Consider the following 15,465-nt stretch of genomic DNA (forward strand, 5'->3'; position numbering starts at 1 on the left):
CGGCCCGAGCGATCAGCTCGTAGGTTGGTGCGCATGACCGAACTCCTGCACATCACCGAGCGCTCCCTGTGGGACGCGGCCCGCGCGTCCGGCGCGTACGAGATGTCCACGCGTGGCAAGACCCTCGCCGAGGAGGGCTTCATCCACTGCTCGCTGGCGCACCAGCTGCGGAGGGTCGCCGACTTCCTGTACGGCGCGTACGACGGGCCCGACGAGCTGGTGGTGCTGGTCATCGACAGCGAGCGGGTGCCCGTGCCGGTCAGGTTCGAGGCGCCGGAGCCGGGTGCCGACGAATTCCCGCACATCTACGGGCCGTTGCCGGTCGAGGCCGTCACCGAGGTGCGGCACTGGGACGGCGGGCGGGTCCGCTGAGGTCCCCACCGTCCGCCCCTCAGTCGGACGGGCGTTCGGATCCGGGGGTACGTCGAGTGCAGGCGCGGGCACAACACGGCCGGGGTGTGGTGGTCCGTGCTGTCCGAGGAGCAGCGGGCCGACCTCGCGCGCCACAGGTCCGCGTACGAGTCGGTGCGGCGGGGCCGGGAGGCGGTGCGGGACAACATGCGCGAGGCGCTCGCCACTACGTAACGGGACTGTAGTTCCCTTAAGGCTCTCCACTCTGCTACGTTTGGCGTGCCTTAACGGGAACGCAGAACCATTTAAGGAGTGCCCCATGTCGGCGCCCGCACAGACCGCCCCCGCCCCGGCCGTCGCACCGTCCCCGCGCATGACGGCCCGCCAGAAGCTCGTCCTCACGCTCCTTCTCGGCGCCCAGTTCATGATCGCCGTGGACTTCTCGATCCTGAACGTCGCGCTGCCCGTCGTCGGCGAGGGGCTCGGCTTCCCGCTCTCCCGTCTCCAGTGGATCGCCACGGCGTTCGCGCTCGCCGCCGCCGGGTTCACGCTCCTCTTCGGCCGCGTGGCCGACCTCTTCGGCCGCAAGCGGCTGTTCCTCGCCGGCATGGCGGTCCTCGGCGCCTCCTCCCTCCTCGGCGGCCTCGCCACCTCGCCCGAAATGCTGCTGGTGGCGCGGGTGTTGCAGGGACTCGCGACCGCGGCCGTCACCCCTGCCGGACTCGCCCTCCTGACCACCGCCTTCAAGGAGGGGCCCCTGCGCGAACGCGCCCTCGGCCTCAACGGCGCCCTGATGTCCGCCGGGTTCACCGCGGGCGCCATCCTCGGCGGGCTCCTCACCGACCTCCTCTCCTGGCGCTGGGCCTTCTTCGTCAACGTCCCCGTCGCGGCCCTCGTCCTCGCCCTCGCCCCGTCCGTCATCACCGACTCGCGCCCGGACCGCCGCCCGCGCCTCGACGTACCGGGCGCCGCGACCGTCACCGGCGGACTCCTGCTCCTCGTCCACGGGCTCACGCAGGCCGGCGAGACCGGCTGGGGCGACCCCGCGACCCTGGCCGCGCTCCTTTCCGGAGCCGCGCTCCTCGTCGCTTTCCGGTTCGTCGAGGAGCGGGCCGCCGCGCCCCTCGTCCCGCTCCACATCCTCAAGCGGCGCACGGTGATCTGGGGCAACGCGGCCGGGCTCGTCGCCTTCGTCACCGAGACGTCCCTCGTCTTCCTGCTCACGCTCTACCTCCAGGAAGTCCTCGGCTACTCGCCGCTCGCGACCGGGCTCGCCTTCGGCGTCCTCGGGCTCGGCACCGTGGCCGGCGGCACACTCGGCGGCCGCGCCGTGGGGCGCCTCGGCAACCGGACGACGATCGTCGCCGGGGGCGCCGTCCAGGCCGCCGCCACGCTCGCCCTGGTGGCGCTCGGCACCTCGGGGGCCTGGATCTGGCTGCTCCTCGCGGCCACGTTCGTCGGGGGCGTCGGCAACATGCTGGTGATCGTCGGCTTCATGGTGACGGCCACGTCCGGGCTGCCCGACGAGGAGCAGGGCCTCGCCACCGGCCTCGCGACCATGACGCAGCAGGTCGGCATCACCCTGGGCATCCCGGTGATGAGCGCGATCGCCACGGCCCGCATGGGCACAGCGAGCGGTCCGGACGCGGTCCTGTCCGGAGTCTCCACGGCCGTACTCGTCAACTCCCTCCTGGTGGCGGCGGGTTCGGCGCTCGCCGCGCTGTTCCTCGCGCCCCGGCGACCGCGCGACAGGACGGACGCCTGACCTTCCGGCCCTGCATGATGGGGCCATGTCCGACCACACGGAGAACACAGCCGCGGCGCCGGCCCTCCCGGTGGCCGTCGACCAGGGCGCGCTCCTCGCCCTCGCCGACGGCCACCACGCGCGTGCCGTACGCCCGTTGGGCAGCGGTGAGCACGGCGGTCACCTGGTCAAGACGTACGCCGTCGAGGCGCCGGGGCGCGCGGTGACGGAGCGGGACGTCGCCGCGGTCATGCCGCTCGTCGACGCCCACCTGAGGCTCGGCGCCGTCCGGGGCTCGCTCGGACTCGCCGTGGTCCTGCTGCACGCCGGGGGAGACGGGGACTACGTCCTCGTCCACACCTGGATCGAGGGCCACATGTCCGACCTCGCCGTCTTCACCGCACCCGCGGGCCACCCGGAGCTGCTGCGGCCCGGCCGTACCGGCCTCGCCCCCTGCGTCTGGGAGGCGGCCGTACTCGCCCACGAGCGCACCGCGTTCACCCGCCACGTCCTCGACGGCGCAGGCCCTCTCGCGGACCGCCTCGCCGCCTGGTCCGCGGACGTCACGAAGGAGGACGTCCGCTGACCGGCGCACGGGTGCGTGTGCGGCACGCCCGCCCCGGCGACCTGCCCGGAGCCGTCCTGCTCGCCGCGGAACACGCCGCGTACGAGAAGGCGGACCCGCCGGCGCCCGGCCTCGTCGACCGCCTCCACACGCTCCTGTTCACCACCGCCAGGCCCCGCCTGGTCGCGGAGTCGCCGCCGGCACACTCGCCGACTGCGCGACCTGCGTGCCGGCGATCTCCACCTGGGACGGGTGCGAGTACCTCCACATGGACTGTCTGTACCTCCGCCCCGGCCACCGCGGACTCGGCCTCGGACCGCTCATTGTGGACGCCGTGGCCGCGTAGGCCCGCGCGCTCGGGATCGCCGGGATCCAGTGGCGGACGCCGGTCCGGAACGACGGGGTGATCCGCTTCCACCGGCGCCTGGGCGCTCGCGAGAAGGACAAGCTCCGCTTAAGCCGGCCGTCCTCCTCAGGCCTCGTCGGCCAGGAGCCCCCGCAGCGAGTCCGCCATCGCCGCCACGAACGCGTCCCGCGTGCCCGCGTCGACCAGGTCCAGGGACAGATACGGATTGAGGTCCTCCAGCTCGACCAGGAGCAGTTCGCCCTCCGGCGTGCGGCACGCGTCGACGCGCTGGATGCCGTGACCGATGGTGTTCCAGTCGACGAACTTCTGCGCGAACTCCCGGTCCGCGTCGGTGGGTTCGTACGGTTCGAGGACCCACCGCTCCTGCGGCCGGGGCGCGTACAGGGCGTACTGGAGAGTGCGGTCGACGAAGTAGAACGACACCTCGTACCGGAAGCGGATCCGCGGCTGGACGAGGATGCCGTCGAACTCCAGGCCGGGCAGCGCCTCGCGGCCGACGAACTCAAGACCGATGGAGTCGGCGCCGAGCAGCGGCTTGACCACGTACTCGTCCGCCTCGGGCAGCAGCGGGAGATCGGCCGCGCGGGCGACCGTCGGGATGACGGGAAATCCGGCGGTGGTCAGGTCGAGCAGATAGCCCTTGCCCGCCATGTCGGCCTTCCCGGACAGGGCGTTGTAGACCCGTACCCCGCGCGCGAGCGCCTGCTCACGGAACGCGTCGTAGGCGGCCTGGTAGTGCAGCACGGGCCCGCTGTTGCGCACGACGACCGCGTCGAAGCCGTCCATCAGCGCGGCGGCGTCCAGCGGATGGCACAGCGCCACGTCGAAGTCCTCGCGCAGCCGCGCCGAGAGGGCTATGTCCTCGTCGCAGTACCGGCGGCCACGGGCCGGGTACGCGAGATCGGTGACGTAGAGGATGCGGGGGCGCGAGTGGTCCATTCGGGCGACGCTACCCGAGCGGGCCGAAGACGCCGACAGCACCCGGCTCCGCGCGGATGCCGGGTGCTGTCGCACAGGTGACCGGAAGGCGTCAGGCCTTCTTCGTCTCCCAGAAGATCTTGTCGATCTGGGCGATGTAGTCCAGAGCCTTCTGGCCCGTCGCCGGGTCGCTCGACGCCTTGGCGGCCGAGAGGGCCTTCAGGGTGTCGTTGACCAGCTGGCTGAGCTCCGGGTACTTCTCGAAGTGCGGGGGCTTGAAGTAGTCGCTCCACAGCACCGACACGTGGTGCTTCGCGAGCTCGGCGCGCTGCTCCTTGATGACGATGGCGCGCGTCTGGAACTGCGGGTCGTCGTTGCCGGCCATCTTTTCCTGGACGGCCTTGACCGACTCCGCCTCGATGCGGGCCTGGGCCGGGTCGTACACGCCGCACGGCAGGTCGCAGTGCGCGCTGGCCTTCACCTTGGGGGCAAACAGGCGGGAAAGCATGTAGCAGTCCTTCCTCGTGATCGTCTTCTCAGGTGGGACATTACTCCGTGGCAGACGGGTTTTCTCGGGTGCCCCCATGGGCTTAGGACAAAAGTCCAGGGCGAGACCGGGACTGGTGGAGGATGGGACCGCGGGACCGGCGGGCGGAACCGGGGAGGATGTCTGATGCCTGAGACGGCGACGGAGACGCGGGAGGCCAGGGTGCCGTTTCAAATCATCGAGGTGGACGGGCCGTCCATGGTGCCCACGCTGTATCCCGGTGACTGGATGCTCGTGCAGCACGGAGCCCGGGTACGGCCGGGCGACGTGGTCGTCCTGCGGCACCCGTTCCAGCAGGATCTGCTCGTGGTGAAGCGGATCTCCGCGCGGCGGGACGGGGGTTGGTGGGTGCTCGGCGACAACCCCGACGCGGGCGGCGACAGCGAGGTGTACGGGGCGGTGCCCGACGACCTCGTGCTCGCCAAGGTGCGCGGGCGCCTTCGCCGCCGCAAGCCGTGGGTGGAGGGCGAGCGTCAGCGGTCCGTGGCCGCCGTGGCCTCGTGGGCCTTCTCGGCGCTGCGCCCCGTGCTGTCCGACCGGTCCGCCTCGGCGCGCTTGCGGGCGCGGTAGGCGGCGACGTTGGCGCGGGTCGCGCAGCGGTCCGAGCAGTAACGCCGGGAGCGGTTCGTCGACGTGTCCAGGTAGGCGTTGCGGCACGGCGACGCCTCGCACAGACCGAGGCGGTCCACGCCGTACTCCGTGAGGTGGAAGGCGAGGCCCATCGCGGCGATCGCCGCGTATCCCGCTGTCGCGTTCGACGGGTGGTCCGCGAGGTGCATGTGCCACAACGGGCGGTCGTCGTCGTCCCGGTGGTCGTGCCCGGAGATCTGCGGGCTCACCGGGAACTCCAGGAGGAGCGAGTTCAGCAGGTCGACCGCGAGCGTCTCGTCGCCGCCGTCCGCCGCCTCGAACACCGAGCGCAGGCGCGCCCGTACGCCGCGGAAGCGGGTCAGGTCGGCGTCGGTGGCGCGCCGGGCCGCCGACCGGTTCGCGCCGAAGAGGTCGCGCACCGCCTCGACCGTGGTCAGGGAGTCCTTGCCACGCCCCGGCTCCTCGCTGTTGACCAGACGTACGGCGTAGTCCGAGTAATAGGCCAGTTCCACTTGTAGTCCTTACCGGGGCGGTCTATCTTCGTCAGTGACGGGAGTAATAGCTGCTCTTGCTTCGAGGGTATTACGTACGGGAGGGTTCTCGATGACGGGATCTACGGAGACCACCGGAGTCACCGCCGACTGGCGCGCCTGGCAGGACAGCTGGGACCGGCAGCAGGAGTGGTACATGCCCGACCGCGAGGAGCGGCTGCGGGTCATGCTCGACATGGTGGAGGCCTTCGCCGGGCCCACGCCGCGCGTGCTCGACCTCGCGTGCGGTACGGGAAGTATTACGGACCGGCTCCTGAAGAGGTTCCCCGGAGCCACCAGTGTCGGCGTCGACCTCGACCCCGCGCTGCTCGCCATCGCCGAGGGGACCTTCGCGGGCGACGACCGCGTCACCTTCGTGACCGCCGACCTCAAGGACCCGCACTGGGCCGCGCGCCTGCCGCACACCTCGTACGACGCCGTCCTCACCGCCACCGCCCTGCACTGGCTGCACAACGAACCGCTCGCCACCCTCTACGGACAGATCGCCGGCCTCGTCCGCGACGGCGGTGTCTTCATGAACGCCGACCACATGATCGACGACACCACGCCCCGGATCAACGCCGCCGAACGCGCCCACCGCCACGCGCAGATGGACCGCGCCAAGGCCACCGGCGCGCTCGACTGGGCCGAGTGGTGGGCCCTCGCCGCCAAGGACCCGGTGCTCGCCGGACCCACCGCGAAGCGCTTCGAGATCTACGGGGAGCACGCCGACGGCGAGACCCCGTCGGCCGACTGGCACGCCCGCACCCTGCGCGCCGCCGGATTCGCCGAGGCCCGCCCCGTGTGGCGCTCGCCCTCGGACGCACTGGTGCTCGCGGTCAAGTAGCCCCGCGCATACGGGAGGGGGCGGTGCGGACACCAGGTCCGTACCGCCCCCTCCTTCTGCGTACGCGCAGTTACAGCACCTTCGACAGGAAGGACTGGGTGCGCTCGTGCTGCGGGTTCGTCAGGACGTCGCGCGGGTGGCCCGACTCGACGACCACGCCGCCGTCCATGAAGACGAGGCTGTCGCCGACCTCGCGCGCGAAGCCCATCTCGTGCGTCACGACGATCATCGTCATGCCGGACTCGGCGAGGTCACGCATCACGTCGAGGACGTCACCGACGAGCTCGGGGTCGAGGGCCGACGTCGGCTCGTCGAAGAGCATCAGCTTCGGGTCCATGGCGAGGGCCCGGGCGATGGCGACGCGCTGCTGCTGGCCGCCGGACAGCTGCGAGGGGTAGTTCCCCGCCTTGTCGGCGAGGCCCACGCGCTCCAGGAGCTCGTTGGCCCGCTGCCGCGCCTGCGCCCGGGACTGGCGCTTGACCTGGACCGGCGCCTCCATGACGTTCTCGACGGCCGTCAGGTGCGGGAAGAGGTTGAAGCGCTGGAACACCATGCCGATGTCCCGGCGCTTGAGCGCGACCTCGCTGTCCTTCAGCTCGTAGAGCTTGTCGCCCTTCTGCCGGTAGCCGACCAGCTCGCCGTCGACGTACAGCCGCCCGGCGTTGATCTTCTCCAGGTGGTTGATGCAGCGCAGGAACGTCGACTTGCCGGAGCCGGAGGGGCCGATGAGGCAGAAGACCTCGCCCTCCTTGACCTCCAGGTCGATGCCCTTGAGGACCTCGACGTTGCCGAAGGACTTGTGGACGCCCTCGGACTTGACCATGGCGTTGGTGGTCATCACGCGGCTCCCTTCGGCCGGCCGAGCGACAGCAGGTTGGCCCGGATCTTCTGGAACGGCGTCGGAGGAAGCGTGCGGCTGGAGCCGCGGGCGTAGTACCGCTCCAGGTAGTACTGGCCGACGCTGAGGATCGACGTCATGATCAGGTACCAGGCGGCGGCGAGGAAGAGCATTTCCACCGGGGAACCGGAGGTCTGGCCGATGTCCTGGGCGTAGCGCAGGAGCTCGTAGTACTGGACCGCCGACACCAGCGAGGTCGTCTTCAGCATGTTGATGACCTCGTTGCCCGTGGGCGGCACGATCACCCGCATCGCCTGCGGGATCACGATCCGGCGCAGGGTCTTGGTGTGGCTCATGCCGAGGGCGTGCGAGGCCTCCGTCTGGCCCTCGTCGACCGAGAGCAGGCCGGCGCGGCAGATCTCCGCCATGTACGCGGCCTCGTTCAGGCCGAGTCCGAGGAGCGCCGTCAGGAACGGCGTCATGAACGAGGACCAGTAGTCCTTGTAGATCGGACCGAGGTTGATGTACTCGAAGACCAGGCCCAGGTTGAACCAGACGAACAGCTGGACCAGGACCGGCGTACCGCGGAAGAACCAGATGTAGAACCAGGCGATCGACGACGTCACCGGGTTGCGCGACAGGCGCATCACGGCGAGCAGGATGCCGCCGGCCACGCCGATGATCATGGAGATCGCGGTCAGGAGCAGGGTCTGGCCGACGCCCTTGAGGATGCGGTCGTCGAAGAAGTAGTCCGGGACCGCGCCCCAGTTGATCTTGCCCTGGGCGAACGCGTAGACGATCGCGGCGAGGACGGCGATCGCGACGACCGCGGCCACATAGCGGCCGTAGTGCCGGACGGGGATGGCCCTGATGGCCTCGGGTCCCGCCTTGGGCGGCGGGACGTCCTCGGGCCCGTCCGTCTTGTCGATGTCAACAGACACGGGTGTTGCCTTTCAAACGGCTGGGTGACGAGAGGGACGCGGTCACTTGCCGCCGTTGACGGTGGCTTCCTTGACGGCGCCAGCCTCGACGCCCCACTTCGCGATGATCTTCTCGTACTCGCCGTTCTTGATGACGGCGTCGAGCGCCGCGTTCAGGGCGTCCCGCAGCTGGGTGTTGCCCTTGGCGACCGCGATGCCGTACGGGGCGGCCTCGACCTGGTCACCGACGATCTCGAAGTCCTTGCCGCCGCCCGAGGTCTTCACCGCGTACGCGGCGACCGGGAAGTCGGAGGAGCCGGCGTCCGCGCCGCCCGAGCGCAGTCGGGTCTGGGCCTGCTGGTCGTTGTCGAAGGCCTCGATGGAGAGCTTCTTGCCGGCCGGGCACTTCTTCGCCTCGGCCTTGGCCAGGTCGTGCGAGACCGTGCCGCGCTGGACGACGACCTTCTTGCCGCACAGGTCGCTCCAGGTCTTGATGCCCTGGGTCTTGCCCTTCGGCGTGTAGATCGAGACGCCCGCGTTGAAGTAGTCCACGAAGTCGACTCCCTCGCCGACCTTCTTGCCGGTGTCGGAGTCGACACCGTTCTGCCGGTCCTTGGTGTCCGTCATCGCCGACATCGCGATGTCGTAGCGCTTGGAGCGCAGACCGGTGATGAGAGTGTCGAACGTGCCGTTCTGGAACTCGAACTTCACGCCGAGCTGCTTGCCCATGGCGGCCGCGAGGTCGGGGTCGATGCCCGCCGTGTTGCCGGACTTGTCCTTGAACTCGACCGGCGCGTACGCGATGTCCGAACCGACCGTGATGACGCCCTTGTCGCGGATCTCCTTGGGGAGCTTGCTCGCGAGCGGGGCGCTCTTGGTGGAGTCGGCGGGGGCGCTCTTGTCCTTGGTCTGGTCACCGCAGCCGGACAGCAGCAGAGTGCCGGCGACCGCGATCGCGCCGACCACGGCAATCCGGGACTTCGCGGACTTCGCAGCGGTCGAACGGCGGGTGGTGCTTGCGGTCATTTCTGGTTCCTCCGGCAGGGTGAGGGAGTAGCCGATGCAGAGATCCGGCACACATCTTCGAGTGTCGCGACCTCGTGTGATTACGGCATCTTGCCATTCGGACCGGGCCATTCAGGGCCCCTCCTATGTCAAAATCGGATAACGGGTTACCCCCGTACCGCTCCCGGACCCCGACAGGTCGGTACATCGCACCGACGGGTGGGCGAATATCTGCGGCCACAGCGCCGTCAGGCCGGAAGATCTGCGGCCCCACGGCATGCGTCTCACCATGTGAGCGACGCTCCGTCGGCTTTGAGGTCGACTTGAGGTCCGGCCCCTAATATCCGGATCCTCGGCTATGAGTCATGTCACCGCGCTGTGATCGATCACAAATGGACTCGTCCAGGATGGCGTCCGTCAGGTAAGAAGGTTCTTTACACCCCTCATCCGGGGCTCAGGGCGCGCGTGCGGCGCGCCCATCGCGTACCGACCCGTACGAGTGCAAGACACCCGACATGTGGGTCATACGCGGTGCCCGCCCGTTCCTCAACCAGGAGCGGACCCACCCTCAACTGATGATTAAGACTTAAGGGGTCATACAAGTGGCAGCGGAGATCGTCAATCCTCGCAGCGACGCCGGTTCCGGCCAGGCCAGTGCGGGCCCGGCGCATACCGGCAACGAAAGCACCGAAGAGCCCTTCGATCCGGCCTTCGCACTGCACCGCGGCGGCAAAATGGCCGTGCAGGCCACCGTGCCGGTGCGTGACAAGGACGACCTGTCCCTGGCGTACACGCCGGGCGTCGCGAAGGTCTGCTCCGCGATCGCGGAGAATCCCGAGCTCGTCCACGACTACACGTGGAAGTCGTCCGTCGTGGCCGTCGTCACCGACGGCACCGCGGTGCTCGGCCTCGGGGACATCGGTCCCGAGGCGTCCCTCCCCGTGATGGAGGGCAAAGCGATCCTGTTCAAGCAGTTCGGCGGCGTCGACGCGGTGCCGATCGCGCTCGGCACGACCGACACGGACGAGATCATCGAGACCGTCGTCCGCCTCGCTCCCTCGTTCGGCGGTGTGAACCTCGAGGACATCTCGGCGCCGCGCTGCTTCGAGATCGAGCGCAGGCTCCAGGAGCGGCTCGACATCCCGGTCTTCCACGACGACCAGCACGGCACCGCCGTGGTCACGCTGGCGGCGCTGAAGAACGCGGCCAAGCTCAGCGGGCGCACGCTCGGCGAGCTGCGCGCCGTGATCTCGGGCGCCGGCGCGGCCGGTGTCGCCATCGCCAAGTTCCTCCTCGAGGCGGGGCTCGGCGACGTGGCGGTCGCGGACCGCAAGGGCATCGTCAGCCGGGACCGCGACGACCTCACGGACGTCAAGCGCGAGCTGGCCGAACTCACCAACAAGGCCAACATCACGGGTTCGCTCGAGACCGCGCTCGCCGGCGCGGACGTCTTCATCGGCGTCTCCGGCGGTACGGTCCCGGAGCCCGCGGTCGCGTCGATGGCGCCCGGCGCCTTCGTCTTCGCGATGGCCAACCCGAACCCCGAGGTTCACCCGGACGTGGCCCACAAGTACGCGGCGGTCGTCGCGACGGGGCGCTCCGACTACCCGAACCAGATCAACAACGTCCTCGCCTTCCCCGGCATCTTCGCCGGTGCGCTCCAGGTGCGGGCGTCGCGGATCACCGAGGGCATGAAGATCGCGGCCGCGGACGCGCTCGCCGACGTGGTCGGTGACGACCTGGACGCCGGGTACGTGATCCCCTCGCCGTTCGACGAGCGGGTCGCTCCCGCGGTGACCGCTGCCGTCGCCGCCGCCGCGCGCGCCGAGGGCGTCGCCCGACGCTGACCACGCCGCAGACCCCGACCGCGCCCCGTGCGCCACGGATCGACTCCGTGGGGCACGGGGCGCGGCGCGTGTCACAGCCCTACGGTGTTCCGCACGGCACCCGGCGGACCTAGGGTCAAGGTCATGTTCGCTGCCTACGCCGCCCGAATCGACCGTGACCAGCCGCTGAACGGCCTTGAGTTGGGGGATCGCCCGGCCCCCGAGGCCCGCCCCGGCTGGACGACCGTGAACGTCAAGGCCGCCTCCCTCAATCACCACGACCTGTGGTCCCTGCGCGGGGTCGGACTCGGTGAGGACAAGCTCCCGATGATCCTCGGCTGCGACGCCGCCGGGATCGACCAGGACGGCAACGAGGTCGTCCTGCACTCCGTGATCGGCCAGACCGGTTACGGGGTCGGGCCCCGGGAGGGCCGGTCCATCCTCACCGAGAAGTACCAGGGCACCTTCGCCGAGCAGGTGACCGTGCCCGAGTGGAACGTCCTGCCCAAGCCGAAGGAACTCAGCTTCGAGGAGGCGGCCTGTCTGCCCACCGCGTGGCTGACGGCGTACCGGATGCTGTTCACCAACGCCGGTGTCCGGCCCGGCGACTCCGTACTCGTGCAGGGCGCCGGCGGCGGGGTCGCCACCGCCGCGATCGTCCTCGGCAAGGCGGCCGGCCTCAAGGTCTTCGCGACCAGCCGCGACGAGGCCAAGCGCAAGCGCGCCCTGGAGCTCGGCGCCGTCGAGGCCGTCGAGTCGGGCGCGCGCCTGCCGCAGCGTGTGGACGCCGTCATCGAGACGGTCGGCGCGGCCACCTGGTCCCACTCCATCAAGTCCCTCAGGCCCGGCGGCACGGTCGTCATCTCCGGTGCCACCAGCGGCGACCGTCCCTCGCACGCCGAGCTGACCCGCGTCTTCTTCCTGGAGCTGAAGATCGTCGGCTCGACGATGGGTTCGAAGGACGAGCTGGAGGACCTGCTGTCGTTCTGCGCGGCCACCGGCGTGCGCCCCGTGATCGACGAGACCCTTCCGCTGGACCGTGCCCGGGAGGGCTTCGAGCGGATGGAGGCCGGCGGCCAGTTCGGCAAGATCGTGCTGACGGTCTGACCTTGCTGGGTCCTGCCCGACCTTGCGGACCCGGGAGGGTCGAGAGGCGGCGCCCCTCGACCCTCCCCGGCCGCCGCGCGGTCAGCCCTTGGGCGTCCGCAGGGACGCCCCGATGTGCGCCGCCGCCTCCGACAACCGGTGCCGGGCCTCGCGGAGTTGCTCCTCCGTCACCCCGTGGTCCCTGGCCGTGTCGCGGATGTCGTCGCGGAAGCGGTCGAGGAGACGGTCCAGATCACGGGCCGGGTCGCCGGTCGAGTCCTCGCGGCTCCACGACGGCAGATACTCCGCGGGGATGTCGCCGTGGGTGACCCGCACCTCGGGCCCGGCGTCGTCCGAACGGGCCGCGCCGCCCGCCTCCTTGCCGAAGTGTTTGCCGAAGTCGCCGAACTCCTTGGCCAGTTCGGTCAGGCCCTCCCGGACCCCCGTGGGCCAGTCGCCCTGCGCGAAGTGGTCCTGGACCTGGTCCTGCACCCGCTTCGCCATCCGCTGGACCTGCTCCTGCGCCTGCTCGCGCGCCTGCTCCTGCGCCTCCTTGGCCTGCCGGCGCGCCCGCTGGGCCTCCTCGCGGGCCCGGCGGCTCTCGTCCTTCGCGCGCCGCGCCTGCTCCTTCCACTCCTGCCGGGCGCGGCGCAGCTCCTCCTTGGCCGCGCGCCACGCCTCCTTGTCCCCGAAGTCCTGGAAGTCGCCGAACGGGCCCGGCCGCTCGCTCTTGCGCGTGGTCGTCCCCGACCCGTTCCTCGCCTCCGAGGCGGCCGCCCGCATCTCGCGGCGCAGATCGCCCGCCGCGCCCCGTACGTCGTCCCGGATCTCGGCGGCGAGCTCTGCCACGGACTCGCGGATCTCCAGCTCCAGGTCGGCCAGTTCACCGCTGCGGTCGGCCAGCTCGGCGCGGCCCGCGTCGGTGATCGCGTAGACCTTTCTGCCGCCCTCCGTGGTGTGCGTGACCAGCCCTTCGGCCTCCAGCTTCGCCAGGCGCGGGTACACCGTGCCCGCCGAGGGCGCGTACAGGCCCTGGAAGCGCTCCTCCAGGAGCCGGATCACCTCGTACCCGTGGCGCGGGGCCTCGTCGAGCAGCTTCAGGAGGTACAGGCGCAGGCGGCCGTGGGCGAAGACGGGGGGCATGTCAGAGCACCTTCTTGTCGGCCGGGCCGCCGGCGGCGGCGTCAGGGGCGGTGGGGGAGTCGGCGGCGGGGGGATGGGTGTCGTCCTCCGCCGGGGGGCGCCGCAGGAGCGCGATCGATCCGGAGACCGTCGTCGCCTTCAGCTTTCCGCGGCCCGTGCCGAGCCTGCCCGTGATGCTCTTGGCGCCCCAGTGGCCGCCGACCCGCAGATCCTCGAAGGCGTTCGACACGGAACCGCTCGCCGTGTTCGCCTCGACCTCGGCGTCCGCGGGGTGCGGGAGGCGGATCGCGATCTCGCCCGAGACGCTCGTCAGGTTCACATCCGTCGCCCGGTCGGCCGGGTCGAGGTCCACGATCATCGAGCCGCTCACGGAGTCGGCCCGCACGGAGGGGCCCGCGCCCTCGACGACGGTCAGGTCCCCGGAGACGGAGTTGAAGCGCAGATCCCCTGTCACCGCCTGGGCCTCGACATTCCCGGAGACGGTGTCCGTGCGCACGTCGCCCGCGACGCCGACCAGTGTCGTGTCGCCGGTGACGCCCTTGACCTCCGTACGCCCCCGCATCCCGGACACGACCGCGCCGGCGCCGACCACGCCCACCTCGACTCCGGTGTCCGCCGGGACCGCCAGGGACACGACCGCGCTGCGGCGCCAGCCCTTGGGGTCGAGCCACTTGAGGAAGCCCTTCCACGGCAGATCGTCGTACGCGACGGTGAGCACGCCGTCCACCAGGGTCACCTGGAGCGGCGGGCCCTCGATCTCCGACACCTCGAGGCGGGCGGAACCTTCGTCGGTGCCCACGACGTTCACCGTTCCGTTGACGATGCGTACGTGGAGCGTCGTCACGGGCTCCTCGAAGGCGAGCTTGTGGGGCTCTGCCACGGACCACTCGGGCATGGTGCGACCTCCTCGGCGGGACGGATCGGGAGCGGACGCGTTGGATCGCACGCTCGCGAGACACGATATATCGCGGATACGGAAAGTCAAGACAGTCGCGACTGCATCCCGTCGCGCCGCCCCCTCCGCATGGGGGCATTCATGGGCCGAACCCCACGAACTGACCTAGCGTTGATTCCATGCCGTCCGACGCCGACGCCGACTCCACCGGCACCCCCGCCCCGCAGGCCAGGGCCGCGGGAGCGCTGCTGCTGTGCCGCGCCGACCCCGCCACCGTCGGTCCCGCCGCCCAGCTCCTGCGCGAACGCATGCTCCTCGCCGGGGCGGGACCCGACTGGAGCGTCCTGGTCCCCGAGGGCAAGCCCTGGCTGCACGGCGGCGAACCGGTCGACAGCGTCCTCGCCGGCTGGGCCGCGGCCCTCGCCGTCAGCGCACCCTGGCCGGTGCTCGCCCTGTGGTGGGACGCCGAACACAGCGGCTACACCCTCGCCTCGGGGTTCCGCCGCCCCGTCGGCTACGTATGGCTGGCGAACGGCACACCCGTCGGCGAGGACGAAGCGATGCGCACGTTCGCCGCGCGCCTCGGCCTCGACCCGGTCCTGGACATGCAGTCCCTGGAGGAACTCACACGCTCCGACAACGGGACGGACTCCCGTGCCCGTCTGCGCGGCCTGCTCTCGGTCCTCACGCGCGCGGGGCTCGTGCTCCCGGCCGGCCTGACCCCCGGCGAACCCGCCGACCGGCTGCGCGAGGTCGCGCGCGTGCAGCCCGGCGCCGAACACATCGAGTGGTCCGGCTGGCGCGACGCCGTCCGCGCGGAACTCGACGTCGTCGAACGCAGCGCCATCGGCCCCTGGCTGCACGGCCCCAAGGCGCGCACGGCGGCGGCCGTCCAGCTCGCCGCGGGCATCCCGCTCACCGTGTGGGGCCTGCGCCGGCGGGGCATCGGCTGGGCGGTCGCGGGTGGGCTCCTCGTCGTGCACGGCGCGCTCGGCCTCGCCTACGACCGGCTGCGCGCCTGGGACTGAGGTCTGCCCGGGCCCTGCTACTCGTCGTCGTCCTCGTCGTCGAGCCGTGCCAGCCATGTCGCCAGCCGCTCGACCGGCACCTCGAAATCCGGGTTCAGGTCGACGAACGTACGCAGCTGCTCGGCGAGCCACTCGAAGGTGACCTCCTCCTCGCCGCGCCGCTTCTCCAGTTCCTCGATGCCGCGGTCGGTGAAGTACATGGGCCAGTCGCTCCTGGGGTGATACGGACGTGGGGCCCGGAACATCGTTCCGGGCCCCACAATC

At 70.8% G+C, this 15,465-nt stretch carries 17 protein-coding genes; 8 read left to right on the top strand and 9 right to left on the bottom strand.

What is annotated here, in order from left to right:
- The first annotated feature begins 33 nt into the window (after positions 1–33).
- The 3 genes from ACFC96_RS30675 to ACFC96_RS30685 all read left to right on the top strand — a co-directional run bounded on the left by ACFC96_RS30675 (position 34) and on the right by ACFC96_RS30685 (position 2,681).
- Positions 34–372, top strand: a complete 339-nt coding sequence (locus tag ACFC96_RS30675) for a DUF952 domain-containing protein (protein WP_376258086.1) — start codon at positions 34–36, stop codon at positions 370–372.
- A gap of 298 nt (positions 373–670) precedes the next feature.
- Positions 671–2,116, top strand: a complete 1,446-nt coding sequence (locus tag ACFC96_RS30680; RefSeq protein ID WP_376615152.1) for an MFS transporter — start codon at positions 671–673, stop codon at positions 2,114–2,116.
- Positions 2,117–2,141: 25 nt separating this feature from the next.
- Positions 2,142–2,681, top strand: coding sequence for a hypothetical protein (locus ACFC96_RS30685; protein WP_376615153.1), 540 nt, complete (start codon positions 2,142–2,144; stop codon positions 2,679–2,681).
- Between the two features lie 451 nt (positions 2,682–3,132).
- Here the strand turns inward: ACFC96_RS30685 and ACFC96_RS30690 are convergent, their stop codons facing one another.
- Both ACFC96_RS30690 and sodN read right to left on the bottom strand, forming a co-directional pair.
- Positions 3,133–3,966: a hypothetical protein gene (locus ACFC96_RS30690; RefSeq protein WP_376258092.1), complete on the bottom strand. Its 834-nt coding sequence runs from the start codon at positions 3,964–3,966 to the stop codon at positions 3,133–3,135.
- Positions 3,967–4,057: 91 nt separating this feature from the next.
- Positions 4,058–4,453 carry a superoxide dismutase, Ni gene (gene sodN, locus ACFC96_RS30695; protein ID WP_100595918.1) on the bottom strand — a complete coding sequence of 132 codons (396 nt, stop codon included), beginning with the start codon at positions 4,451–4,453 and terminating at the stop codon, positions 4,058–4,060.
- 165 nt (positions 4,454–4,618) lie between these two features.
- Between sodN and sodX the strand changes: the two genes are divergently transcribed.
- A complete protein-coding gene (gene sodX / locus ACFC96_RS30700) occupies positions 4,619–5,062 on the top strand; it encodes a nickel-type superoxide dismutase maturation protease (protein WP_376615155.1) in 444 nt (147 codons plus the stop codon).
- On the opposite strand, the gene ACFC96_RS30705 is transcribed toward sodX, so the two are convergent.
- On the bottom strand, positions 4,966–5,595 hold the full coding sequence (locus ACFC96_RS30705; protein WP_266674049.1) for a CGNR zinc finger domain-containing protein: 630 nt from the start codon (positions 5,593–5,595) through the stop codon (positions 4,966–4,968). The two genes, sodX and ACFC96_RS30705, sit on opposite strands and share 97 nt — an antisense overlap.
- 91 nt (positions 5,596–5,686) lie before the next feature.
- On the opposite strand from ACFC96_RS30705, the gene ACFC96_RS30710 reads away from it, so the two are divergent.
- Positions 5,687–6,460, top strand: coding sequence for a methyltransferase domain-containing protein (locus ACFC96_RS30710; protein ID WP_376615157.1), 774 nt, complete (start codon positions 5,687–5,689; stop codon positions 6,458–6,460).
- 70 nt (positions 6,461–6,530) lie between these two features.
- On the opposite strand, the gene ACFC96_RS30715 is transcribed toward ACFC96_RS30710, so the two are convergent.
- From ACFC96_RS30715 to ACFC96_RS30725, 3 genes are read right to left on the bottom strand one after another with little or no spacing between them, the layout of a single operon-like run.
- A complete protein-coding gene (locus tag ACFC96_RS30715) occupies positions 6,531–7,283 on the bottom strand; it encodes an amino acid ABC transporter ATP-binding protein (protein ID WP_376258323.1) in 753 nt (250 codons plus the stop codon).
- Between the two features lie 14 nt (positions 7,284–7,297).
- Positions 7,298–8,239, bottom strand: coding sequence for an amino acid ABC transporter permease (locus ACFC96_RS30720; protein WP_376258098.1), 942 nt, complete (start codon positions 8,237–8,239; stop codon positions 7,298–7,300).
- Positions 8,240–8,281: 42 nt separating this feature from the next.
- Positions 8,282–9,244: an ABC transporter substrate-binding protein gene (locus ACFC96_RS30725; RefSeq protein ID WP_376258100.1), complete on the bottom strand. Its 963-nt coding sequence runs from the start codon at positions 9,242–9,244 to the stop codon at positions 8,282–8,284.
- A gap of 581 nt (positions 9,245–9,825) precedes the next feature.
- Here ACFC96_RS30725 and ACFC96_RS30730 point away from each other — a divergent pair.
- Positions 9,826–11,070 carry an NADP-dependent malic enzyme gene (locus ACFC96_RS30730; protein ID WP_266560207.1) on the top strand — a complete coding sequence of 415 codons (1,245 nt, stop codon included), beginning with the start codon at positions 9,826–9,828 and terminating at the stop codon, positions 11,068–11,070.
- A 123-nt stretch (positions 11,071–11,193) separates the two neighbouring features.
- Entirely contained in the window at positions 11,194–12,156 is a 963-nt protein-coding gene (locus ACFC96_RS30735; protein WP_376258102.1) for a zinc-binding dehydrogenase, read from the top strand.
- Positions 12,157–12,237: 81 nt separating this feature from the next.
- Here the strand turns inward: ACFC96_RS30735 and ACFC96_RS30740 are convergent, their stop codons facing one another.
- Together ACFC96_RS30740 and ACFC96_RS30745 are read right to left on the bottom strand one after the other, a co-directional pair.
- The gene (locus ACFC96_RS30740) at positions 12,238–13,278 is read right to left on the bottom strand and encodes a helix-turn-helix transcriptional regulator (RefSeq protein WP_376258104.1); all 1,041 of its coding nucleotides are present in this window, start codon (positions 13,276–13,278) and stop codon (positions 12,238–12,240) included.
- Between the two features lies 1 nt (position 13,279).
- Positions 13,280–14,173, bottom strand: coding sequence for a DUF4097 domain-containing protein (locus ACFC96_RS30745; protein ID WP_376615159.1), 894 nt, complete (start codon positions 14,171–14,173; stop codon positions 13,280–13,282).
- A gap of 179 nt (positions 14,174–14,352) precedes the next feature.
- Between ACFC96_RS30745 and ACFC96_RS30750 the strand changes: the two genes are divergently transcribed.
- Entirely contained in the window at positions 14,353–15,201 is an 849-nt protein-coding gene (locus ACFC96_RS30750) for a hypothetical protein (protein ID WP_376615161.1), read from the top strand.
- A gap of 17 nt (positions 15,202–15,218) precedes the next feature.
- Here the strand turns inward: ACFC96_RS30750 and ACFC96_RS30755 are convergent, their stop codons facing one another.
- Positions 15,219–15,401, bottom strand: a complete 183-nt coding sequence (locus tag ACFC96_RS30755) for a DUF6104 family protein (RefSeq protein WP_019075209.1) — start codon at positions 15,399–15,401, stop codon at positions 15,219–15,221.
- Between the last annotated feature and the right edge of the window lie 64 nt (positions 15,402–15,465).

Source organism: Streptomyces sp. NPDC055955 (genome assembly GCF_042270245.1).
In the GTDB taxonomy this organism is placed as follows: domain Bacteria; phylum Actinomycetota; class Actinomycetes; order Streptomycetales; family Streptomycetaceae; genus Streptomyces.